At 58.0% G+C, this 22,670-nt stretch carries 22 protein-coding genes; 3 read left to right on the top strand and 19 right to left on the bottom strand.

Annotated elements, in window-relative coordinates; all coding sequences use genetic code 11:
- Positions 1-18: 18 nt before the first annotated feature.
- From N3G78_12850 to N3G78_12860, 3 genes are all read left to right on the top strand, one after another.
- Complete coding sequence (locus tag N3G78_12850) at positions 19-183, top strand: hypothetical protein (GenBank protein ID MCX8118799.1); 165 nt, start codon at positions 19-21, stop codon at positions 181-183.
- Positions 184-261: 78 nt separating this feature from the next.
- Positions 262-468, top strand: coding sequence for a hypothetical protein (locus N3G78_12855; protein ID MCX8118800.1), 207 nt, complete (start codon positions 262-264; stop codon positions 466-468).
- On the top strand, positions 465-680 hold the full coding sequence (locus N3G78_12860; protein ID MCX8118801.1) for a hypothetical protein: 216 nt from the start codon (positions 465-467) through the stop codon (positions 678-680). Before N3G78_12855 ends, N3G78_12860 begins: the two co-directional genes overlap by 4 nt.
- Here the strand turns inward: N3G78_12860 and N3G78_12865 are convergent.
- The 19 genes from N3G78_12865 to rimO form a co-directional block, all read right to left on the bottom strand.
- Positions 677-1,192: a 3-isopropylmalate dehydratase small subunit gene (locus tag N3G78_12865; GenBank protein ID MCX8118802.1), complete on the bottom strand. Its 516-nt coding sequence runs from the start codon at positions 1,190-1,192 to the stop codon at positions 677-679. The two genes, N3G78_12860 and N3G78_12865, sit on opposite strands and share 4 nt — an antisense overlap.
- Before the next feature lie 59 nt (positions 1,193-1,251).
- The gene (gene leuC, locus N3G78_12870; protein ID MCX8118803.1) at positions 1,252-2,532 is read right to left on the bottom strand and encodes a 3-isopropylmalate dehydratase large subunit; all 1,281 of its coding nucleotides are present in this window, start codon (positions 2,530-2,532) and stop codon (positions 1,252-1,254) included.
- A 7-nt stretch (positions 2,533-2,539) separates the two neighbouring features.
- On the bottom strand, positions 2,540-4,066 hold the full coding sequence (locus N3G78_12875; GenBank protein ID MCX8118804.1) for a 2-isopropylmalate synthase: 1,527 nt from the start codon (positions 4,064-4,066) through the stop codon (positions 2,540-2,542).
- Positions 4,041-5,216, bottom strand: a complete 1,176-nt coding sequence (gene lpxK / locus N3G78_12880; GenBank protein ID MCX8118805.1) for a tetraacyldisaccharide 4'-kinase — start codon at positions 5,214-5,216, stop codon at positions 4,041-4,043. The genes N3G78_12875 and lpxK overlap by 26 nt, the downstream gene beginning before the upstream one ends.
- A gap of 39 nt (positions 5,217-5,255) precedes the next feature.
- Entirely contained in the window at positions 5,256-6,530 is a 1,275-nt protein-coding gene (locus N3G78_12885) for a 3-deoxy-D-manno-octulosonic acid transferase (GenBank protein MCX8118806.1), read from the bottom strand.
- Entirely contained in the window at positions 6,527-7,213 is a 687-nt protein-coding gene (locus tag N3G78_12890) for a lysophospholipid acyltransferase family protein (protein MCX8118807.1), read from the bottom strand. Before N3G78_12890 ends, N3G78_12885 begins: the two co-directional genes overlap by 4 nt.
- A gap of 51 nt (positions 7,214-7,264) precedes the next feature.
- On the bottom strand, positions 7,265-9,133 hold the full coding sequence (msbA, locus tag N3G78_12895; protein ID MCX8118808.1) for a lipid A export permease/ATP-binding protein MsbA: 1,869 nt from the start codon (positions 9,131-9,133) through the stop codon (positions 7,265-7,267).
- 32 nt (positions 9,134-9,165) lie between these two features.
- Positions 9,166-10,314: a lipid-A-disaccharide synthase gene (gene lpxB / locus N3G78_12900; protein MCX8118809.1), complete on the bottom strand. Its 1,149-nt coding sequence runs from the start codon at positions 10,312-10,314 to the stop codon at positions 9,166-9,168.
- Positions 10,293-11,261 (bottom strand): Gfo/Idh/MocA family oxidoreductase, encoded by a 969-nt coding sequence (locus N3G78_12905; protein ID MCX8118810.1) that lies wholly within the window; start codon positions 11,259-11,261, stop codon positions 10,293-10,295. Before N3G78_12905 ends, lpxB begins: the two co-directional genes overlap by 22 nt.
- Positions 11,262-12,035: an acyl-ACP--UDP-N-acetylglucosamine O-acyltransferase gene (lpxA, locus tag N3G78_12910; protein MCX8118811.1), complete on the bottom strand. Its 774-nt coding sequence runs from the start codon at positions 12,033-12,035 to the stop codon at positions 11,262-11,264.
- Entirely contained in the window at positions 12,032-12,490 is a 459-nt protein-coding gene (gene fabZ, locus N3G78_12915) for a 3-hydroxyacyl-ACP dehydratase FabZ (protein MCX8118812.1), read from the bottom strand. Before fabZ ends, lpxA begins: the two co-directional genes overlap by 4 nt.
- Entirely contained in the window at positions 12,483-13,538 is a 1,056-nt protein-coding gene (gene lpxD / locus N3G78_12920) for a UDP-3-O-(3-hydroxymyristoyl)glucosamine N-acyltransferase (protein ID MCX8118813.1), read from the bottom strand. The genes fabZ and lpxD overlap by 8 nt, the downstream gene beginning before the upstream one ends.
- Before the next feature lie 31 nt (positions 13,539-13,569).
- On the bottom strand, positions 13,570-14,100 hold the full coding sequence (locus tag N3G78_12925) for an OmpH family outer membrane protein (GenBank protein ID MCX8118814.1): 531 nt from the start codon (positions 14,098-14,100) through the stop codon (positions 13,570-13,572).
- Between the two features lie 35 nt (positions 14,101-14,135).
- On the bottom strand, positions 14,136-16,382 hold the full coding sequence (gene bamA / locus N3G78_12930) for an outer membrane protein assembly factor BamA (protein MCX8118815.1): 2,247 nt from the start codon (positions 16,380-16,382) through the stop codon (positions 14,136-14,138).
- Between the two features lie 74 nt (positions 16,383-16,456).
- Positions 16,457-17,131 (bottom strand): ABC transporter ATP-binding protein, encoded by a 675-nt coding sequence (locus N3G78_12935; GenBank protein ID MCX8118816.1) that lies wholly within the window; start codon positions 17,129-17,131, stop codon positions 16,457-16,459.
- Positions 17,128-18,309 (bottom strand): cyclic nucleotide-binding domain-containing protein, encoded by a 1,182-nt coding sequence (locus tag N3G78_12940; GenBank protein ID MCX8118817.1) that lies wholly within the window; start codon positions 18,307-18,309, stop codon positions 17,128-17,130. Before N3G78_12940 ends, N3G78_12935 begins: the two co-directional genes overlap by 4 nt.
- A complete protein-coding gene (locus N3G78_12945; protein ID MCX8118818.1) occupies positions 18,302-19,558 on the bottom strand; it encodes a lipoprotein-releasing ABC transporter permease subunit in 1,257 nt (418 codons plus the stop codon). The genes N3G78_12940 and N3G78_12945 overlap by 8 nt, the downstream gene beginning before the upstream one ends.
- A gap of 16 nt (positions 19,559-19,574) precedes the next feature.
- The gene (gene lysS / locus N3G78_12950) at positions 19,575-21,056 is read right to left on the bottom strand and encodes a lysine--tRNA ligase (GenBank protein MCX8118819.1); all 1,482 of its coding nucleotides are present in this window, start codon (positions 21,054-21,056) and stop codon (positions 19,575-19,577) included.
- Positions 21,057-21,215: 159 nt separating this feature from the next.
- On the bottom strand, positions 21,216-22,559 hold the full coding sequence (gene rimO, locus N3G78_12955; protein MCX8118820.1) for a 30S ribosomal protein S12 methylthiotransferase RimO: 1,344 nt from the start codon (positions 22,557-22,559) through the stop codon (positions 21,216-21,218).
- Positions 22,560-22,670: the final 111 nt, after the last annotated feature.

Below are 22,670 nucleotides of genomic sequence, written 5' to 3' on the forward strand. Positions count from 1 at the left end.
AGGGAAAAGGCCCCCCCGGTGATCATCGGCGGGTGCGCTTTATCCTACTATTCCCGAGAGGTCTATTTCACCGCGGATATCGATCTGGCCTATGCCGACCGGGAAGCCCTTGATCGGGTCCTCAAACGGGTCGGATTTGAGAAGCGGGGAAGATACTGGGTCACCCGGTCTGGAACCTTGTGATCGAGGCCCCTGCCTTAACCCTTTCCTCCCAAGAGGCCCCTCTCGAAGTGGTGGAGCTCGGGGAGGGGCTCGAGTGCTATGTCATCGGCCTCGAGGACCTCCTCGATCGATCGGCTCAATGCCTTCAAACATGGGAAATCGGAGGTCGACGGGGAGCGGGTTGAGCTGTTGATCCGGCGCTATATAGCGGATCTCGATTGGCCCTATCTCGAAAAGAGGGCGAGGGCCCTTGAGAATGACACGCTGAAAGAACTTTTAACCTTCAAACAGAAGGCCGAGCGATGAAATTGCGGATGAGGAGGTTCGAAGAGAGATCTCCGATCGATTTTCTTCTCCTCCGGGACCAACGGGGGATGGGGAGATATCGCAAGCGACGAAAGCGGGACGGGGAGAAGAGGGAGATCCTCATCGAGCTGGGATTGAAGAAGATATCGGAGATGGAGAGAGACGATTTCCTCCCGATCGGGTTTCGCCGGAGGAAGGTAAAGATTTTTTAGCCGCGGGGTTCGGACCTTTCTTTGGAAAATTTTTTTCGGAGGTGGGGGATGAGGCCCCCGTCTTCGAGGAGCTCCCGCATAAAGGCGGGAATGGGAGTTGCCCGGAACTTCTTTCCAAGGGTGAGGTCCTCGATCTCGCCGGTGGTCAAATCGACCCGCACCCGGTCTCCATCCTGAATCGCATCGGCCGCCTCGGGAGATTCGAGAAGTGGCAGGCCGAGGTTGAAGCTGTTGCGGAAGAAGATCCTCGCGAAACTTTTGGCGATAATGCAGGAGATGCCCGCCGCCTTCAGGGCCAGGGGGGCGTGCTCCCGGGAGGAGCCGCACCCGAAGTTCTTGTCGGCCAGGAGGATGTCGCCAGGTCTTACCTCCCGGGCAAACTCCGGCCGCTCATCCTCCATGGCATGCCTGGCCAGCTCCTTCGGATCGGACTGGTTGAGGTAACGGGCGGGGATGATGGCGTCGGTATCGACATCGGCTCCAAATTTCCAGATCCTTCCTTCGAGTTTCATGATCCTTTCACCCTCACCCTCTCCCACTCTGATCAAGACAGAGGGGAGCCCAAGAACGTTTATTTTCTGAGGACTTCTTCGGGATGGCAGATCCTGCCTTTAATGGCGCTGGCAGCGGCCACCGCCGGTCCGCAGAGATAGACCTCGCTCTCGGCATGGCCCATCCTTCCACGGAAATTCCGGTTCGTCGTGGCCAGGGCCTTCTCCCCTTCGGCCAACACCCCCATGTGGCCTCCGAGACAGGGGCCACAGGTGGGTGCGCTCACCACCGCGCCGGCCGCAAGAAAGGTTTCGATGAGTCCCTCTTTTAAGGCCTGCCGGTAAATCTCCTGGGTGGCCGGGATGATGATGAGCCTGACCGATGGGGCCACCTTCTTTCCCTTGAGGATCTTCCCTGCCACCCTCAGGTCGTCGAGATGGCCGTTGGTGCAGGAGCCGATCACGACCTGATCGATCTCGATCTTTCCGAGCTCCCTTACGTCCTTCACGTTGGAGGGAAGGTGAGGAAGGGCCACCAGGGGATGGATCTTTGAGACGTCGTATTCCCTCACCTCCACATAACTTGCCTCTGGATCGCTAAGGTAGATCTTATAAGGACGGTTCGCCCGTTTCCGGACGAATTGAAGGGTGATCTCATCGGGCACCATGATCCCGTTCTTCCCACCGGCCTCGATGGCCATATTGGCCATCGTGAAGCGGCCGGACATGGGCAGCTTCGCGATCGCCTCACCGCAGAACTCCATCGCCCTGTATCGGGCGCCGTCGACCCCGATGTCGGCGATGGTGGCCAAGATGAGATCCTTGCCGGAGACCCATGGGTTCAATCGGCCGCGATAGATGAACTTCATGCTCTCGGGTACTCTCAGCCAGACCTTTCCCGTGGCCATGGCCGCCCCGAGATCCGTGCTCCCCACGCCGGTGGAGAAGGCCCCCAGGGCGCCGTAGGTACAGGTATGGCTGTCCGCTCCCACCACGACATCCCCTGGCAGAACGAGTCCCTTCTCCGGGAGGAGGACATGCTCGATCCCGCAGAGGCCCACCTCGAAGTAATGGGTCAGGCGCTGGGCCTTCGCAAATTCTCGGAGGATCTTGCACTGTTCCGCAGAGGGGATGTCCTTCGCAGGGGTAAAGTGATCCGGAACCAAGGCCACCCGGTTTCGGTTGAAGACCTTCTTGGCCCCGATCTCGTTGAAGGCCTGGATGGCCAGGGGTGCGGTGATGTCGTTTGCCAGGGCGAGATCGATTCGGACATCGATCAGCTCTCCCGGGAAGACCACCTTCTTGCCCGCATGGGCCGCCAGGATCTTTTCGGTGATGGTCATGGGAGGTTTGGTGTTCATCGACGCTCTATGTCCCTATGAGTTTCTGTTTTTTGAACTCGATCTTGTTGAGGGCATTGATGTAGGCCTTGGCGCTGGCCACGATGACGTCGGTATCGGCGCCCTGTCCGATGACGGTCTGGCCCTTCTCCTCCAATCGCACCGTCACCTCGCCCTGGGCCTCGGTCCCTCCGGTGATCGCATTGATCGCAAACTGCAGGAGCTTGGAGCGGGTGCGGGTGATCTTCTTGATCGTCTTGAAGGTGGCATCGACCGGACCGTCGCCGAAGCCCGCCTCCTGGATCAGTTTGCCGTCCACCTCCATCTTGACCGTGGCCGTGGGGACGGTCATGTTTCCAGCCACCACATTGAGATAGACGAGCTTGTAACGGCGAGGGACTCGAAGGACCTCTTCAACCACGATCGACTCGATATCTTCGTCGTAGATCTCTCGTTTTTTGTCGGCCAGTTGCTTGAAACGGGAGAAGGCCAGCTCCAGTTCCTCCTCCGACAGTTTATAACCAAGGTTTTTGATCTTTTCCTTAAAGGCGTGGCGGCCGGAGAGTTTTCCCAGGACGAGAGAGGACTTGGGAATCCCTACCGATTCGGGGGTCATGATCTCGTAGGTCAATTTCTCCTTGAGGATCCCGTCTTGATGGATGCCGGATTGGTGGGCGAAGGCGTTTGCGCCTACGATGGCCTTGTTCGGTTGGACGACCATCCCCGTAATTTTGGAGACGAGGCGGCTGGTGGTATAAATATGTTTCGGGTTGATCCGGGTTTGGAAGGGAAGCAGGTCCTTTCGGGTCCGGAGGGCCATCACCACCTCTTCGAGGGAGGTGTTTCCGGCCCGTTCGCCGATGCCGTTGATGGTACATTCGACCTGCCGGGCCCCGTTCTGGATGGCGGCGATGGAGTTGGCCACGGCCAGGCCGAGGTCGTTATGGCAGTGGACGCTCAGGGTGACCTTCTCGATCCCCCTGACCTTCTTCCGGAGATCGGAGATGAGCTGGCCGAATTCGGAGGGAATGGCATAGCCCACGGTATCCGGGATATTGATAGTGGTGGCCCCGGCCTCGATGGCCGCCTCGCAGACCGCGGCGAGAAATTCGAATTGGCTGCGGGTGGCATCCATCGCGGAGAATTCGACGTTGGGGGTATAACGCTTGGCTCTCGCCACGGATTGGACGGCAATCCGGAGGACCTCTTCCTTCGACTTCTTGAGCTGATATTTGAGGTGAATGTCCGAGGTCGAGATGAAGGTATGGATCAGGGGGGAGTGGGCGACCTTGATCGCCTCCCAGGCCCGATCGATGTCCTGAGGATTGGCCCGGGCCAGGGCTGCGACCTGGGACCGCTTGATCTTCTTGGCGATCTCCCGGACCGCTTCAAAATCCCCCTCCGAGGAGATGGGAAAGCCCGCTTCGATCACGTCGACATTCAATTTCTCGAGCTGTTCGGCGATCCTGACCTTTTCCGCGACATTCATCGTCGCGCCTGGAGATTGTTCTCCATCGCGGAGGGTCGTGTCAAAGATCCTCACCCATTGCGTCATCTCTTGCTCTCCTTACACCCTTCGATGGCTCTTCCCCGTCGGCAGAAAAACCCTTCTCGATTCCCCCGCGGTCAAAGACCTCCATCACCCTTTTGAAAAATTCGTCTTCCTCCTCGATTTTCGTTTCGATGCGGAGGGCGTAGAGGGGAAGGGGCTCAATCGGGAAAGATTTCAGCTTGACCCAATCTTTCTCCGTCGTGATGATCAACTCTAATTTTTTAACTTCTTCCCGAAGGGATGTCAAATCGCGGAGCCGGTAGCGGTGATGATCGGGGAAGATCCTTTCCTTCACCACCTCCCCGCCCAAACGGCGGATCAGGGAGGAGAAATCCTCCGGCCGGGCGATCCCCGAAAGGGCCAGGACCTTCCTCCCTTTGAGAAGGGCGAGAGGGGCCATGGTTCCATCGGGTTCGACCAACCCGGTGGGGACGAAACGGCTGTAAAAAACAGGCGCGCCGGGATGGATCTGATGGAGCTGTCTCTGGAGCCTCCGGCAGGCTTCGAGGTCCTCCGCTTTGGTCAGGACGAAGAGGCTTGCCCTTTTGAGGTGGAAGAGGGGTTCTCTCAGGATCCCGCGCGGGAAGAGATGGCCATCGCCGAAGCCCACCTGGGAGTCGACGAGAACGATGTCGAGATCCCGAGCGAGGCGGAGGTGCTGAAATCCGTCGTCGAGGAGGAGACCCTTAACGGAGAATTGCTCCAAGGCCAGGGTCCCTGTCTGGAAACGGTCCTTTCCGACCAGGACGGGGATGCCCTTTAAGGTGTGGGCCATCAGAAAAGGCTCATCTCCGGCCTCGTCGGGAGGGAGGAGGATCTCCCGTCCATCGGTGACCAGAGACGCTCGCCTCTTTTTCCTCCGATACCCCCTGCTCAAGATCGCAACCCGGATTCCCCTTTCTTTCAGGCCCCTGGCCAGCGCCATCACCAGGGGGGTCTTTCCCGTGCCACCCATGGTGATGTTCCCGACGCTGAGGACAGGCTTGGGAAGCTTCTTGCTTTGGATGAGGTGGAGTTCATAGAGGAGGGATCTGATCCGGACGGCCCAACCATAAGGGAGGGAAAAGAGCAGGAGAGGGGCGAGGAAGAATTTTTCCCCCTTCGTTTTTTCTCTCTTGTATAGAACCTGGTCGAAGCGCCGGACCATACCCATTTCCGCATTCGGGGAGCGGGCGTTGGGAGGAATTCTCCCTCAAAGGAGAAACGGCCGAATTTTATCAACGATCCTATCTGTGGCTCCCCGATGTCTCTGAAGGAATTGAAATCCCTTCTCTCCGATCTCCCTCCTGGTTTTCTCATCGGAGAGGAGCCGTCTCAACTGGGCTGAAAGGTCCTCTTTGTCCTTGACCAGGACCGCCCCGCCCTCGGCGGTCAGGCGTCGGGAGATCTCTAAGAAATTGAACATATAAGGGCCAAAGAGGACGCATCTTTTATAAAAAAGGGGTTCGAGGGGATTGTGACCGCCGATGGAAACCAGGCTTCCACCGATAAAAACGAGGGTCCCGAGACGGTAGAGCTTCATCAGCTCGCCCATCGTATCGAGGAGAATCACCTTCGCCTCCGATCCCTTTTGTGCGCTGCGATGGGACCTTCGCTCCCAGGGAAGATCCCTCTCGATCAGGAGCTTTTCCACCTGAGCGAGTCGATCGAGGTGCCGGGGGGCCAGAAGGAGCGTGAGGGAAGGATGGGCCTTCCTGAGGTCCTGAAACACATCGAGGAGGATTTCTTCCTCTCCGGCATGGGTGGAGCCCGCGATCAGGAGAGGTTCATTCCCCTGAAGTTTCAGAGAGGCCAAAAGCTCCTGGATCGATTCGGTCTCCAGTGGGGGCGGGATCTGATCGAATTTGATATTCCCGACGACCTCCGTACGCTCGGGAGGGGCGCCGATGGTGATGATCCGACCCCGATCCTCTTCGGTCTGCATCAGGAAGAGTTGGATGGCATGGAGAGACCTTTTGAAGAAGGGCCTGAGCCAGAGGTATCCCCTGAGGGACCGTTCGGAGATGCGACCGTTGAAGAGGACGACGGGAAGGGACCTCCTCCCCGAGCGAACGAGGAGGTTAGGCCAGAGCTCGGTTTCTGCGATCATCAGGAGGCGCGGGTTCAGCCTTTTTAAGACCCTCCGGATCAGAAGAGGGTGGTCGAGGGGGAAATAGAGGACCCCGTCGATTTCGGGGAGGAGCCGCTTTGCGGTCTCGCGTCCGGTGGAGGTCATCGTGGTCAGGAGGACGGTCAGATCCGGGATCTCGGTACGAATTCTCTTGAGAAGGGGGATGCAGCAGAGCACCTCTCCGACCGATGCCGCATGAACCCAGAGGGGCCGTTTCGAAGCGAGGTCCGGATATCCTCCCAATCGCTCTTTCAGGAGGCTTCGAGGTCGTTTGCCGAGGAGGACCTGAATCCAACGATAAGGGACGTAGAAAAGCAAGAGGCCGGTCAGAAGGAGGTTGTAAAGAAAATGGGTCATGGGACGATTCGAGGCTCTTTTTCGAAATAGCGGTCCGCCTCTTCTGTGAGTTCGTTGAGCCGCCTCTCCACGAGACGCCTCATGGATTCGAGGTAATCCCGATCCCCTTTGGATTCGACATAGATCGGCTCTCCCCAGACGAAGACCCCTTTGGAGAAAGGAAAGGGGAGGAGAAAACGGTCCCATGTCTTGAAGACCTTCTTCTTGGAGGCATTGAAGCTGATGGGCAGGATCGGTCTGCCCGTGCGCCGGGCCAGTTCGATGACGCCCACCTGGAGCTGGTGGCGGGGGCCCCGGGGACCATCCGGGACGATGGCGACGTCGGATCCGCTCTGGATGGCCCTCACCATTTCCCACAAGGCCTTAGCGCCCCCTTTATGGGAGGAACCGTAAATGGGCTGAAAGCCGAACTTTTTCAGGGAGCGTCCGATGATCTGGCCGTCACGATGGGGGGAGACGAGGAAGCTGAGCCTCTTTCCCCGGTAACCGAGGGGCATCATGAGAAGCCGATCGTGCCAGAAGGCGGCGATAAAGGGGATCCCTTTTTCGACCAACGTGCTCTGAATATGGGGATTGACGACCTCGAATCGCATCGTCCAGCCGAGTAGCCTGATCGCCCAGTAGGCCAACGGAGGACCGAGCCATTCGACCAATCTCTTTTTTATCCGCTTCTTTTTCGACATGGCATCCCATCGGGAGGTGAGGCTCGGGCATCGGCCCGCCGCCCATCCGTTTTAGCCTCGTCGGGCTCCTTCCATGGAGCGTTTGGTCTTGATGGGCTGCCGGAGGCTTTTCCGGTCGGGCCGGAATTGAAGCTCGTAGAGGCGACGATATTCGCCACCGACCCGGATCAGCTCCTCGTGAGTTCCCTGTTCCACGATCCTTCCGTGGGAGAGGACGACGATCCGGTTGGCATTTCGTATGGTGGAGAGGCGATGGGCGATCACGAAGGCGGTTCGGCCCTTCATCAGGACATCCATGGCCTTCTGGACCTCGGCCTCGGACTCGGAGTCGAGGGAGGAGGTGGCCTCGTCCAGGATGAGGATAGGCGCATTTTTCAAGAGGGCCCGGGCGATCGAGATCCGCTGGCGCTCCCCTCCGGAGAGCTTCACCCCCCCCTCTCCGATCACGGTGTCGTACCCCTGTGGAAGCCGTTGAATGAATTCATGGGCATTGGCCGCCTTGGCCGCCTCCACGATCTCCTGATCCGACCGACCGAGGCTTCCGTAGGCGATGTTGTTTCTTACGGTATCGTTGAAGAGGATGGTCTGCTGGGTCACCAAACCGATCTGTTCTCTCAGGGATCGAAGGGTGACCTTCCGGATGTCGATCCCGTCGATGAGGATCTGACCGCCGTTTACATCGTAGAACCGAGGGAGGAGGTTGACGAGGGTGGTCTTCCCGGCGCCGCTTAGGCCGACGATGGCGACGATCTCACCGGCCGCAACCGTGAGGTTGATCGATCGAAGCACGGGGACCGTATCGTACTTGAAGGAGACCTCCTTAAATTCGATCCTTTTCGAGAAAGGGGGGAGGACGATCGCATCCTCGGCCTCTTTGATCTCCGCCTCCGTGTCGAGGAGCTCAAAGATTCTCCCGGCTGCAGCAATCCCCTCCTGGACCTCCAAGTTGACCTTGTTCAGATTTCGGACCGGGGCGTAGAGCATGAGCAGGGCCGTCATGAAGGAGAAGAAGGTTCCGGGCGTCACCTCTCCCTGCACCACGCGATACCCTCCCACCCAGAGGATGATGGCGATCCCGATCCCGCCCAAAACCTCCATCAAGGGATGGGAGAGGGCCCGGATCTTGATCCGTTTCATGAAGAGCCTGAAGTAGCGTTCGTTCTCCTCTTTGAACCGCCGTTTCTCGTACTCCTCCATGTTGAAGGCCTTCACGATCCGGTGGCCGGTGATGGTCTCGTGAAGGAAGGCGGTCAGGGACCCCATCCGTTGAAGCCCTTTCCGGCTGAACTTCCGGAGCCTCTTGCCGAACTCTTTGATCGGGACGAGAGCGACGGGAAAGATGGCCAAGGCGACCAGCCCCAGCTTCCAGTCCCGGTGGAAGACGACCGCGGTCAACCCCACGATCGTGACCGCATCCTTGATGAGGGCGGTGATGGCATTGGAGACCGAGGCCTGGACGAGGTTGACATCGTTGGTGATCCTGGAGATGAGGAGGCCGGTGGGGGTCCGGGTGAAGAAGGAGAGCGAGAGGGTCTGCAGGTGGTCGTAGAGCCTCTGCCGGATATCGGCGACCACCCTCAAACCGACATAGTTCATCAGATAGGCCTGGCCGTAATCGAAGATCCCTTTGAGGAGAAAGAGGAGGACGATGGCGATCGGCAGGAGGTAGAGCATCTCCCTGTCTTTCCTCAACAGGAGATCTCCGAGGCCCAGCTGGCGGATGAGATCCTGAATGGCAGGGGGCACCGTCTGAGAAAGCCCCTCCTTCTTGAAGAAGACCCCATCCATCGCGGGCTTGACCAGAAAGGCCTGTGAGGCGGTGAGGAGGGAGACGATCGTCATGAAGAGCATGGCGAGGCCCAGTTTCACCCAATAGGGTTTGACGAGCCGGAGGAGGCGACCGTAAAGAACCATGGTCATCGAATCCGCGTGGGGTCGTTTTCTATCTTTTATCACACTTCCTTCTTTTGAAGCAAGGCGTGGACGATGTGGGCGGCTCGATGGGCTGCCCCTGGCTCTCCGAGAGCCTGTCGAACCGCCCGAAGGGATTCGACGGTCTGGGCATAGAGACGGGGATCGTTCAAGAGGCGAAGGGCTTCCTTTGCGATACGTTCCGGATGGGCCTCATCCTGGATGAGTTCCTTGGCGATCTCTTCTCCCGCGACCAGATTGACCAGGCCGATATGTCTCACCCGGATCAGGGCCCTTCCGATCCAGTAGGAGAGCCGGGAAACTTTATAGACGATCACCATCGGCTTCTGAAGGATGGCCGCCTCAAGGGTGGCGGTGCCCGAGGCGGTGATCAGGAGATCGGAGATCGCCATCGCATCGTAATTCATCCCCTCCACGATTGAAACCTGAAAAGAGGCCTGTCGGAGATAAGGATAAAGATCCCCTTGAGAAATGCCGGGGGCCCGGGGCAGGATGAACTGCAGGTCAGGGATCTCCCGCCGGAGCCTATGGGCGGTGGCGACCATGACGGGCAGGTGCCTCCTCACCTCTTCCTTCCGGCTCCCTGGAAGGAGGCCGATGATCCTCCGATCCGGATCGAGGTTGAACCTCTGGAGGGCCTCTTCTCTGGGAAGGGTGGGCTTGACGATATCGAGGAGGGGATGGCCCACCCACTCCACATCGACCCCCGCGGCCCGGTAGAGGGGGACTTCGAAGGAGAAGAAGACGACCATCTTTGTGACCCATCGGGCGATCGACCGGACCCTTCCCGGCCTCCAGGCCCAGATCTGGGGACTGATATAGTACAAAACGGGGATTCCCTTTCGGTGGGCGAATCTGGCCAGTCTGAGGTTAAATTCCGGGTAGTCGATCAGAATGACAAGCTCCGGCCTTTCCTGAACCATGGCCTTCTTCAAGAGGTTGAGGGTTCGGAGCGCGGTGCCCAGCTTCCGGAAGGCCTCGGAGATGCCGACGACCGAAAGGTTGGCGACGTGCTGGAGGAGCTGAACTCCCCTGCCTTTCAACCCATCGCCGCCGACCCCGAAGAAGTGGACCTTCGGGTCGATCTCCCGGAGGGCGTCCACCAGATGGGCGCCATGAAGGTCTCCGGAGACCTCGCCCGCGACGATCATGATTTTCTTGGGGGACATTGAGCAGTGAGGCCCTCCCTCATCTTCTGGAGGATGGCCAGGGCCATCTCCAGAACCCTTCTCCCTTCGCTTCCGGAGACCAAGGCCTTCTTCCGTTCCCGGACGCTCTGGAGAAAGGAACGGATCTCTTCCTCGAGGGGATCGACCTTTTTTACGGGGAGGCATTCCGCCTGACCGGGATTGAGGGATTCCACAGAGGCCCCGGCGGCCTCTTTCGAAAAGAGGGCGGTCTGGTTCTGAAAATCGACGATCAATACTCCATCGGGCTGATAAATCATGACGTTCCGGACCCGATCCTTGGAGGTCCTGCAGGCGGTGAGACGGGCCCTGCAGCCGTTTTCAAATTCGATCTGGGCGTGGGCCTCATCGAAATGGGGGGTGAGGACGGAGACGCCCCTGGCCTTCAGATCCCTCACCCGGGAGCGTATCAGACGCAGCAGGATATCGAGATCGTGGACCATCAGGTCGAGGACGACATCCACATCGCCCCCCCGTCCGGTGAAGGGCCCGAGGCGGTGAAACTCGATCAGGAAGGGATCTTTGATCCTTCCCTCGGCTGCCTGGAAGGCCGCGTTGAAGCGCTCCTGATGGCCCACCTGAAGGACCAGGCGACGCCCTTCGGCCAGTTCGATCAGCTCGTCGGCCTCTTCGAGGGTGCTGGCGATCGGCTTCTCGACAAGGACGTGGATTCCCCGAAGCAAGCAGTCTTTGGCGATTTCGTGGTGCAGGGAGGTGGGGACAGCGATGCTCACCGATTCGACCCGGCCGAAGAGCTGGGCATGATGGGAGAAGGTTCTGACCGAATATCGACGGGCGATCTCTTGGCGACGGGCGGGATCGATGTCGACCACCCCCACCAGCTCCACCCCTTCCAGCCTCAGGTATTTTTCGATATGGAATCGGCCGAAATATCCCGCACCGATCACACCCACTCGGACTTTTTCCACTTAACGGCAGATCCCCCTTTTGCTCTGTTGAAGAAACGTGAGGAGATGGGCTACCTCCGGCATCTGGGAGAGCTCGGAGGCCTCCACCTTCCGGATCGCTTTCTCCAGAGTCAGACCGGAGCGGAAGAGGATGCGGTAGGCCGCCTTGAGGGCGCGGATGGTCTCTTCGCGAAAGTTGTGGCGTTTCAATCCGACGGTATTGAGACCGAAGAGTTTGGCCCGGCTTCCCGCGGCGAGCATATAGGGTGGGATGTCGAGGACCACCCCGGTCACGCCGCTGACGAAGGCATACGTGCCGATTCGACAGAACTGGTGCACGGCAGAAAGGCCGCCGAGGACCGCCCCGTCTTCGATGAGGATGTGGCCGGCGAGCGTGGCCCCGTTGGCCAGGACGACCTGATGCCCGATCTGACAGTCGTGGGCCACGTGGGAGTAGGCCATGAAGAAGTTCCGGTCTCCGATGACGGTCTTGCCTCCTCCTTTCACCGTTCCGCGATGGAGGGTGACCGATTCCCGGATGATGTTCTCATCCCCGATGATGAGGTAGGTCTTCTCTCCTCGGTAGGCCACGGCCTGGGGTGCCTCGCCGATAGAGGAGAATTGATAGATCCGACAGCGCTTTCCGATCGAGGTCCCCTCGCGGATCACGACATGGGGACCGATCCACGTCCCCTCCCCGATGGAGACGTCCCTTTCAATAATCGAGTAGGGGCCGATCACGACCCCTTCCCCGATCTCCGCTTTCGGATCGACGATGGCCGTTGGGTGGATCATCGCTCCTCCCCCAACATCGCCAGCAGCTCGGCCTCCGCCACCAGCTTCCCCTCCACCAGGGCCCGCCCCTTGAATCCCCACACGGACTGACGCTGGCGTGTCACCTCCAGTTCGAACCGAAGTTGATCTCCCGGGATGACCGGTTTTCGGAAGCGGGCATTGTCGATCCCCAGGAAGAAGACGGGCTTCTTCCGATGGTGGTCGAGCTTCTGCTGATCCTCTGCGGGCATGGACTTGAAGACGAGAACCCCGGCGGTTTGAGCCATGGCCTCCAGGATGAGCACCCCTGGCATGATGGGCTGGCCAGGGAAGTGACCTGGGAAAAAAGGTTCGTTATAGGTCACGTTCTTGAGCCCCACGATCCGCTTTCCCGGTTCGATCTCGAGGATCCGATCGACCAGGAGAAAAGGGAAGGCATGGGGAAGGATGGCCATGATCTCCTTGGCTTCAATCATCCCTGTCTCCTTTCTTTTGGGAAGAGAGTTCCGCTTCGATCCTCTTTAATCGTCCCTCAATCTCAGCGAGGGATTTTTTCATCTCCGGCAGTTTGACAAGGGTGGCCATCGTCCGGAGCCACTCCCGATGGGGTTGGGCCGGGGATCCGGTAAAGGCCTGATCGGGAGGAAGGTTCTGAGCCACCCCGGACTGGGCCCCCACCCTGACGTTGTCGCCGATCTCAAGATGGTCCACCACTCCCACCTGTCCGGCCAGGATCACGTTCTTGCCGATCTTGGTGGAGCCCGCTATACCGACCTGGGCGACAAGGATCGAATCCTCCCCGATCTCGACGTTGTGGGCCACGGTGACCAGGTTGTCGATCTTGACGCCCCTTCGAATGACCGTTTGGCCCAGGGTCGCCCGGTCGACCGTGGAATTGGCGCCGATCTCGACATCATCTTCGATGATGACGCGGCCGATTTGAGGGATCTTGACGTTCCGGTTTCCCTCCTTCACATATCCGAACCCGTCGGCGCCGATGACGACGCCGCTGTGGAGGATCACCCGTTTTCCGATGACCGAACCGGGGTAGACCGTGACATTGGGATAAAGGATCGAGTCTTCTCCGATGACGGAATCGTCCCCCACGAAGACGCCCGGATAGAGGGTGACCCGATCTTCGATCTTGCAGCGTTCACCGACATAGACCCAGGGGAAGAGGGTGAGGTCCTTGCCCAGCTGGGTCGAGGGGGCGATATGGGCGCGGGGGTCGATGCCCCCGGCCTCGTAAGGTTTGGAGACGAGGAGGGCGAGGATCTTTGCAAAGGCCAGCTGGGGATTGGAGGTGAGGATCAGCGGTTTTCCAGCAAAGGAGACCCCTTTGGAGACGACGACGGCCGAGGCTTGGGTCGTCTCCAGTTTCTTCAAGTACTTTGGATGGGCGACGAAGGTGATCTGTCCGCCCTGGGCCTCGTCGATCGAGGCAGCCCCGGTGATCTCGATCTCCCCGTCTCCGGCGAGCTCTCCTCCCACCCACTCCGCCAGCTCTTTTAACTTCCTCCCCATCAGCCTCTCCTCGGGGAATCGATCCCCCGGTCTACTTTTTCTGACCGTCGTAGAGCTTGATGATCCGGTCGGTGAGGTCGACGGCCTTGGAAGCGAAGAGGACGATGTTGTCGTTTAACTCGAGGATGAAGGTGTATCCTTCATCGGTTCCAAGCTTTTGGATGACCTTTTGCAACCCCAACGAGATGTTTCGCTCCATCTCGGCCCGCTTCTGGTTGATCTCGTTCTGGGTATCCTCTTGCCACCGCTGAAATTCGCGGACCTTTGCCTGAAATTCCTTCTCTTTGGCAGTGCGTGCCTCGGGTTTTAACATCGGGGCCTGTTTGTCAAAGGCCTCCTTCATCGTCTGGAGCTCCTTCTGTTTCTCCGCGAACTGTTTCTGAAATTTTTCGACCTCTTTGATGATCGTTTTTTTGGCCTCTTTCCCTTCGTTGCATTCGTTTACGGCTTTCTGGATGTCCACAAAGCCGATTTTTAGGGCCTGGGTTTGGCCCCACCCCGGAGCCGCCCCAACGAAGAGCATGAGGCCTCCGACCGCCATCGCCAGCCATTTCCAACGCATCGTCGCACTCCTTTTCTTCTTGGTGGATATCTATCCTAATAAACGGTTCCAACCGTAAAGTCAAAGACCCTTCGCTTCTCCCCGGGTTTGGGATTGGGATTGATCCCGAGATCGATATGGATGGGTCCGAAAGGCGAGAACCAGCGGATACCAGCCCCCAGCCCCGTTTTCAAAGGGGTGAGATCCTTAAACTTATCGAACCCTTTCCCAACATCCCAGAAGAGGGCGCCCCTCAAACCGATTTCGGGGGCCAGAGGAAAGATCAATTCCGACTGGAAGGAGAGCATCTTCCGGGAACCCAAAGGCTCTCGATTCACATCGAAGGGACCGGCCATCCCGTACTCGAACCCCCGGACCGTGTGGAGGCCTCCGACGTAGAACTTTTCATAGATGGGGACCTTCCGGCCGCTATAGGGCTGGACAAATCCCAACTTCCCCCTGAGATTCAGGACCGTCTTCAAGGGAAGTGGAAAGTACCAACTCGTTTCCGCGACACCTTTGAAAAAGTAATTGTCTCCCCCAAGCAAACCTCCCGCATTGGTGAGGGTGAGGCTGTGCCGGGCTCCCTTGGTCGGGTTGTAATAATCATTTCGGGTATCCATGGAGAGAGACGCCGAGATGGCGCTCGTCACCTTCTCCCCTTCTTGCTCCTTGATGAACCGGGAGGCATCGAGAGTGACGTCGAAGACCTTCACCTTCTCCAGTTTATACATGGCGTCCAGCCGGAGAGACTCGGTGAGCTCTTTTCCGTAGCGAAGGTCCCCTCCGGAGACCCGGTAGGAGTAGGTATCGAATTCGTGGTTTTCGTGGTAGAGGTCGATTCCGGCCGAGAAGTTATATCCGAGGAAGTAGGGGTCTGTGAAACTGAATCTCAGGTCGCTGGTCTCCGAACCCAACTTGAATTTCAGGATGGCGTGATAACCCAGGCCGAAAAGGTTTCGGTCAGAGATCGACGCCTGGCCCACCACCTTTTCGATCGAACTGTAACCGATGCCGAAACTCAAGGCCCCGGTCGGCGCCTCCTCGACCTTCACCTCCACGTTCATCTTCTCTTCGGTGGTTCCCCGGCTCGTGGTCATCTCCACCTCTTTGAAAAAGCCCGTCCGTTTCAGGCGATCCCTGCTCTTGCTGAGGCCCGAGGCGCTGTAAAGCTCCTCCTCGGCGATCCGGAGCTCCCGCCGGATGACCTTATCCCGGGTTTTGGTATTGCCGACGATCTGGATCTTTTCAAAAAACACCTCCTTCCTCTTGTCGATCTCGAAAGTGAGATGGACCTTCAGGGCCTTCTCATCGGTCGTGGTGACGGGGACCACCTCCACATTGGCATATCCCCGATCGGCGAAGAGCTCGGTCAAGGCTTGGATCTCCTTTCGGATGGCCGAGGTGCTGTAGATGTCGTTCCGTTTGAGCTTGAGCCTCCGAAAGAGGTCCTCCTTGGTCGTGAGGACGTCTCCTTTGAAATCGATCTCTCCGATGCGATATTGGGGGCCTTCCACGATCTCGATCTCGATGCGAATCCTTCTGGGATCGGTCAGATCGATCTTCGGTTCGGAGATCTTGACCTCGAGATACCCGTGGTCGATGTAATAGGCCGTCAACATCTGGAGGTCATTTTTCAAGACGTCCTCGTCCAGGATTCCGGTTTTGGTGAGGATGGAAAAGATGTTCCTCTGTTTCGTCTGCATGACCTTTTTGAGGTCGGAGGTTTTGATCCGCTTGTTGCCTTTAAAGAGGATTTTGTGGATATGCCCTTTGATCCCTTCCTCGATCTGGAAGGTCACCACCGCTTCATTGGTTTCGAGATACTCGACGCGGTGATCGATCTTCACCCCGTAATAGCCCTTCGAGAAATAGAGCTTCCGAATCTGCTCCGCATTCTCTTTCACCTTTTCCAAGTTGAGGATCGAGCGGGGGGTTAGGGTGACCTTCTCTTTGATCTCGTCCATCTTCAACTTCTGATTCCCCGTGATGAGGATCTCTTTGATGGAGGGCTTTTCCATGACGATGAAGATGATCTCCTGACCTTTGGGCGTGGGCTTGATATCCACCTGGACATCGGAGAAGTAGCCGAGGGCGAAGATGGCCCGGAGGTCCTCCCGCACCTGGTCCAAAGAGAAACGGCCCCCTTCCCGACTTTTAATCCCGGTGCGAATCACCCCCTCCTCGACCCTCAGGTTTCCGAGGACGGTGATCTTATAAATCACCTCTTCCGAAGCCCTGCACACCGCTGCGATCGAAAGGAGCAGTCCGAGCAGGATCGGGGCAAACTTTTTAAAGGCCATTCGAATCGGAAATCTCCTTTCTTTTGTTGTGGCTTTCTGTCCTCCCGGGTCGGTTCGCACGTCCGAAGCCCTTTTTATCCGATCGCCTTTCCATCGGTCAAGAGGATCTGCCGGGGCATCTGAGCGGCCAGGGAGGGGTTATGGGTCACCATGATGAGGGTCACGTTTTTCAGGCGATTCAGTTCTCGAAGCAGGGCGAAGACCGAGGCCCCGGTCTTGGAATCGAGGTTGCCGGTAGGCTCATCGGCCAGGAGAATTTTAGGCTCCAACACCATCGCCCTGGCCACAGCCACCCTCTGCTGTTCCCCTCCCGAGAGCTCCCCCGGTTTATGGGAGAGCCTTTCTTTCAGCCCGACCAGGGCCAGGATGGCCTCGGCCCGCCGGGTCGCCTCCTTTCTCGACATCCCCTGGATCAGACAGGGCATCATCGTGTTTTCGAGGGCGCTAAATTCGGGCAGGAGATGGTGAAACTGGAAGACGAAGCCGATCTCTTGATTTCGGAAATGGGCCAAATCGCGTTCGTTCAGGGTGAAGATGTCCTGGTCACCGTAGAAGACCTTCCCAGAGGTCGGTCGGTCAAGGGTCCCGAGGATGTGGAGGAGGGTCGTCTTTCCGGCCCCGGAGGCCCCGACGATGGCGGCCATCTCCCCCCGGGAGAAGGTGAGGTCGATCCCTTTGAGGACGTCCACCTTCTTGGCCCCGTTTCCAAAAGATTTATAGAGCTGCTCCACCCGGATCCAATCTTTCAAACGAGTGACTCCTTTGTCGTCTCACGGAGGCCCGAGGTGAGGACCTCCTTCATCCGGCTGAGACGCTTCGATGAGATCTCCCTGGCGATGGCCTGCAGAGGGGGATGCCTTCTCAGGAGGTCCTCAAAATCCCTCTTTGATAATTCTAAGAGTTCTGTGGGCCTCGTAGTCCGGGCGAAAGCCATCCGGGGTTTATCGAGAAGCACCCCGATCTCACCGAAGAATTGCCCGCTGCCCAATCTTGCGAGGACCGCCCGTTTCCCGTAACGGGTCTGGGTGAAGATCTCCACTTCACCGCTCTTGATCAAATAGAGGCTGTGGGGAGGGTCTCCTCCCTGGAAGATCAGGGTATCGCCCGGAACGTTCTTCACCTGAAATCGGTTTAAAAGATCGGCCCGCTCGGGCGCTGAGAGAGGTGCAAAAAGGGGAGAAAGGGCGATGAGGTTGTCCATGACCCGCCGTTTGAAGAGATCTTCGAGGATCTCCTTGATGCGGGGATGGCGTTCGAGAAGGGCCTCCAGGTGATCCCGCGAGACCTCCACCGTCTCGCAATCCGTCAGGGCCTTGACGCTTCCATGCCTTCGTCGATCGAGGAAGAAACCGAATTCCCCGAAACAGTCTCCCTCCCGAAGATGTCGGATCGGCCGTTCCTCGCCCCTCCGGTCCTTTTTGTAGACCTCCACCTCCCCGCGGTTCAGGAGGATGAGGGAATCCCCGGGATCCCCCTCCCGAAAGAGATAGGCCCCCTTGGGGAACGTTTTGAAGCAAACGCGCTCGGAAAGGGAGCGGAGTTCTTCTTCGTTGAGATCGGAGAAGAGAGGGAGAGCCTGGACAGAAGGGCCTTTCTGAGTGAAGCGGGCCTTCTCCGCATGGAGCTGGGCGAGCCTCTCGTTCACCCCTTTTTGGGAGGGATCGAGCCTCAAGATCATTTTGAAGACCGAGATGGCCTGAAGCAGGAAGCCATCGGCCGCATAGGCCTCGGCCACGTTTCGGTATTCGGCCAAGGCCTCCCTCTTTCTGCCCAACCGCTCGAGCCACTCTGCCCTCTTCAAGCGGGACCGAAGGTCTTCGGGATTCTGTTCCAAATGTTTTTCAAGGGCTTCGAGGGCCTTTTTCCAATCTCCCCTCGAGAGAAAGGAAAGGGCTTCATCTTTTGGGGAGGTCTGGAGTTTATTCATATCGCAGTGCCTCGGCCGGATCGAGCTTGGAGGCCCTCCAGGAGGGGTAGATCGTCGCCAGGAGGCTGATCAGGATGGCGGTGAGGACGATGAGGGAGACATCGAGGAGGTTCACCTGTGAGGGGAACTTGTCGATGTAGTAAACGTCACGGGCGAGGATCTTGAACTCAAAGGTCTTCTCCACGAAATCGATGATCGGCTCCAGATGAAAGGCGATCGTCAACCCGGCGAGGGTCCCCAAGATCGTCCCCACGACCCCGATCACGCCGCCCTCGATCACAAAAATTTTCAGAATACCGCTGGAGGGCGCGCCCATCGACTTCAGGATGGCGATGTCCTTCGTTTTCTCCATCACCACCATGATCAGGGTCGAAACGATGTTGAAAGCCGCCACGAGGACGATCAGGACGACGATGATGAACATGATGGTCTTTTCTAATTTGAGGGCGGCAAAGAGGTTTCGGTTCATCTCCATCCAGTCCTTCGTCCAGTAGGGAAAGCCCATCGTTTTTCGGATCGATCGGCTGATCTCCTGGGCCCGATAGATATCCTCGGTCTTGATTTCGATCCCTGTAATCCGGTTCTCCATGGAGAAGAACTTCTGGGCGCTGCCGAGGGAGATGAAGGCCATGGTGTTGTCGTATTCGTACATCCCCGAGTAGAAGATCCCCTTGACCTGGAAGCGTTTCATCTTCGGCATCATGCCCATGGGCGTCACCGTGCCCAGGGGGGAGATGACCTGGACCGGATCGTCGATCGCAACGGATAGATGCTTCGCCAGCTCAACGCCTAGGATGATCCCCGGGGGGGTCCCTCCTTTCTCCTCCTTCAGGGAATCGAGGCGTCCGGCCTTGAGGTTATTGGCCAGGTCGGTCACCTTGGGGGCCCGGTCGGGGTCGATCCCCTTTAAAACGGCGCCGGAAACGCCCGACTCCGACGAGAGCATCACCTGACTGAAGATGAAGGGGGCGGCGGAGATGACCCCTTTCACCCCCTCGACCTTCTTGAGGATCTCTTCGTAATGGTCGATCCCTGCCTCGCTGGCCTTAAGAAGATGGATGTGGGCCTGGGTGCCCAGGATCTTCTCCTTGATGGTCTGTTGAAATCCGTTCATGACGGAGAGGACGACGATCAAGGCCATCACCCCCAGCATCACACCGGCTACCGAGATCACGGTGATGATGGAGATGAAGGTCTGTTTCCGTTTGGCCTTGAGATATCGTAGGCCGATAAACCATTCGTAGCGCATCGATCCAAACCCGCCCTCACCTCTCCTTCCTGAGCAGCGGAAAGAAGATGACATCGCGGATCGAAGGAGAGTCGGTCAGAAGCATCACCCATCGGTCAATGCCGATCCCCTCCCCGGCCGTGGGGGGCATTCCATATTCGAGGGCGAGGAGGAAGTCCTCATCGAAGAAGAGGGAGGGGTCCCCTTCCTCCGTCCGCTCCTTGAGCTGCTGGAGAAACCGCTCTCGCTGATCCAAGGGGTCGTTCAACTCCGAAAAGCCGTTGGCGATCTCTCTGCCGGCGATGAAGAGTTCGAACCGGTCCACCACTTCCGGATCCTCTTCGTTCCTCCGAGAGAGAGGGGAGACCTCCGTGGGGTAATGGGTGACAAAGGTCGGTTCGATGAGATGGGGCTCGACCGTCTCCTTGAAGAGGTCGGCCAAGACCCTTCCGTGCGAGGTGCCCTTTTTCAATTCGAGTCCGAGGCCGCGGGCGACCTCGATTGCCCGGCCGGGATTTTCGATGACCGCGGGGTCGAGATGTCCCACTTCGACGAGAGAATCCTTGAAACGGATGCGCCTCCAGGGCCTCTGGAAGTCGATCACCTTCCCCTGACAGGGAAGCCGGGGGCCCCCATGGATCTCATGGACCATGGAGCTGAGAAGCTCCTCGGTCATCTCCATCAGATCGAGATAGGTCGCGTAGCTCAGGTAGAACTCGAGCATGGTGAATTCCGGATTGTGAAGGGTGGAAAGCCCTTCGTTCCGGAAGCTCCGGTTGATCTCGTATATCCTCTCAAATCCTCCGACCACGAGGCGTTTGAGATAGAGTTCCGGGGCCACCCGGAGATAGAGTTTCATGTCGAGGGCGTTGTGATGGGTCTCGAAGGGTCTGGCCGTGGCCCCACCGGGAATGGGATGGAGCATGGGTGTCTCCACCTCGCAGAAACCCCTTTGGTTAAAGAAGTCCCTGATTCTCTGGATGACCAGGGTGCGGGTGAGGAAGACCTCTTTCACCTTCGGGTTGGCGATCAGGTCGAGGTAGCGCTGACGATACCGGAGCTCGATGTCCGTCAGGCCATGCCACTTCTCCGGGAGGGGACGGAGGGATTTGCCGAGGAGGCGAAAATGGTGGACCTGGAGGGTGAGTTCTCCGGTCTTCGTACGGAAGACCTTCCCCTCCAGCCCGATAAAATCGCCTATGTCAAACCTTTTAAAGAGCCGGAAGGCCTCCTCTCCGAGGATCTCCTTCTGGAGGTAGGCCTGCATTTTACCATCCCGGTCCTTGACATGAATGAAACTGGCTTTCCCAAAGTTGCGGATGGCGACGATCCTGCCCGCGATGGAAAACCGTTCGGGAACCGAACGAAGCTCCTCCTCAGTCAGGGACCCGTAGGCCTCTTTGAGGTCTTTTGAGGTATGGGTGACCCGGAAGTCGTTGGGGTAGGGATTGATCCCCTCCTCTCTTAAGGCCTCCAATTTTTTGATCCTCTGCTGGATCAGTTCGTGGGTTTCGTCCATCTCGGTTGACGCACCTCAAAGGTTCGAAAAAAGATGTAAGATTGAAGGGTTACCTTTTACTTTCAAGACTCATTTAACTAACCCATTTTGCCCATGGCGTCAAGTAAATTTGGCCCCCTGACCTTTTCCCTCTTTTTTCATTTTTTGAAAGGTCGGGGTTCACTTCGGGGCCTTTAGGATTTCTCCTACCAGATCATAGGGGAGGGCCTGGGTGATCCTTGCCTCGACCCATTGTCCGGGTCGGGCTCGGCCTTTGAGAAAGACGCACCCGTCGATCTCGGGGGCTTGGGTCTTTACCCTTCCTCTCCAAAAGGGTCGCTCGCCATCGTTTCCTTCTACGAGGACCTCTACGGCCTTACCGATCATCCCTCTATTTTTTTGGAGAGATACCCTCTTCTGAGTCTCCATCAGGAGTCGGTGGCGTTCTTCCTTGATCTCCTCAGGGACCACCCCTTCAAACCGAGATGCCGGTGTCCCTTCCTCGGCCGAATATTTGAAGACGCCGAGGTGGTCGAACTGGGCCTCTTCGACGAAGTGAAGCAGGGCCTGAAACTGTTTTTCCGTCTCTCCTGGAAATCCCACGATCAAAGAGGTCCGAAGGGCGACCCCCGGGACCTGGCTCCGGAGCCTCTCGAGGAGTCTCCGGATCTCATCGCCTCGGGTCCGGCGGCCCATCCGTCGGAGGATCCCATCATCGATGTGCTGGATTGGAAGGTCGAAATAGGGGCAGAGCCTCTCTTCGTTGGAGAAGAGTTCGAGAAGGCCATCGGTAAAAAGAGAAAGCTTCGGGTAGCCGTACAGAATCCGGATCCAACGGAGCTCACCGATCCCGACCAGCTGGCGGAGAAGGGTTTCAAGGCTCGTTCCATCTCCTAAATCTTGGCCGTAGAAAGTTGTGTCCTGGGCGATCAGGATCAATTCTTTAACGCCCTGATCTACCAGTCTCCTGGCCTCCCGGAGGACAGAAGGGATCCTTCGGCTCCGATAGGGCCCCCGGATCTTCGGCACGGTGCAGAAGGTACAGGTCCGGGAACATCCCTCGGCGATCTTCAGGTAGGCCGTGGGGGAAGGGGTGGAGAGGACCCGGGGGGTCCGGTCGTTGTAGAGAAAGCTCGGTCCGGAGAGATAACTTTTTCTCCTCTTCTCCTGAGCGATGAGCCTTGGTATCTTTTGAAAAGAGCCGGTCCCAACAAAGAGATCCACCTCAGGGAGTTCCTTCTCGAGGGCCCTTCCATAGCGCTGGGGAAGGCAACCCGAGACGACGAGAAGGCGACACCGGCCTTCCTTTTTGTATCGGGCAAGCCGGAGGATGGTCTCGATCGCCTCCTGGGTCGCCTCCTGAATGAAGGAGCAGGTGTTGATGATGAGGACCTCGGCTTCCGCAGGATCGGTGGTGAGAGGATGCCCGGCTTTGGAGAGGAGGCCCACGGTCACTTCGGAATCGACCAGATTCTTCGGGCATCCCAGGCTGACGAGGCAGACGGTTTCTTTCATCCCTCCCATTATACCCCACCGATGGGGAGGCGTCCATCGAGGCCTTCTTTTGGGTTAAGACATCGGCGCCAGGGGGAGGGGGGGAGTGATAAGCCTTGGTTTAGAAGATGTCGGAAGCCT

The organism is Thermodesulfobacteriota bacterium, assembly GCA_026415035.1.
In the GTDB taxonomy this organism is placed as follows: Bacteria; Desulfobacterota; BSN033; order BSN033; family UBA1163; genus RBG-16-49-23.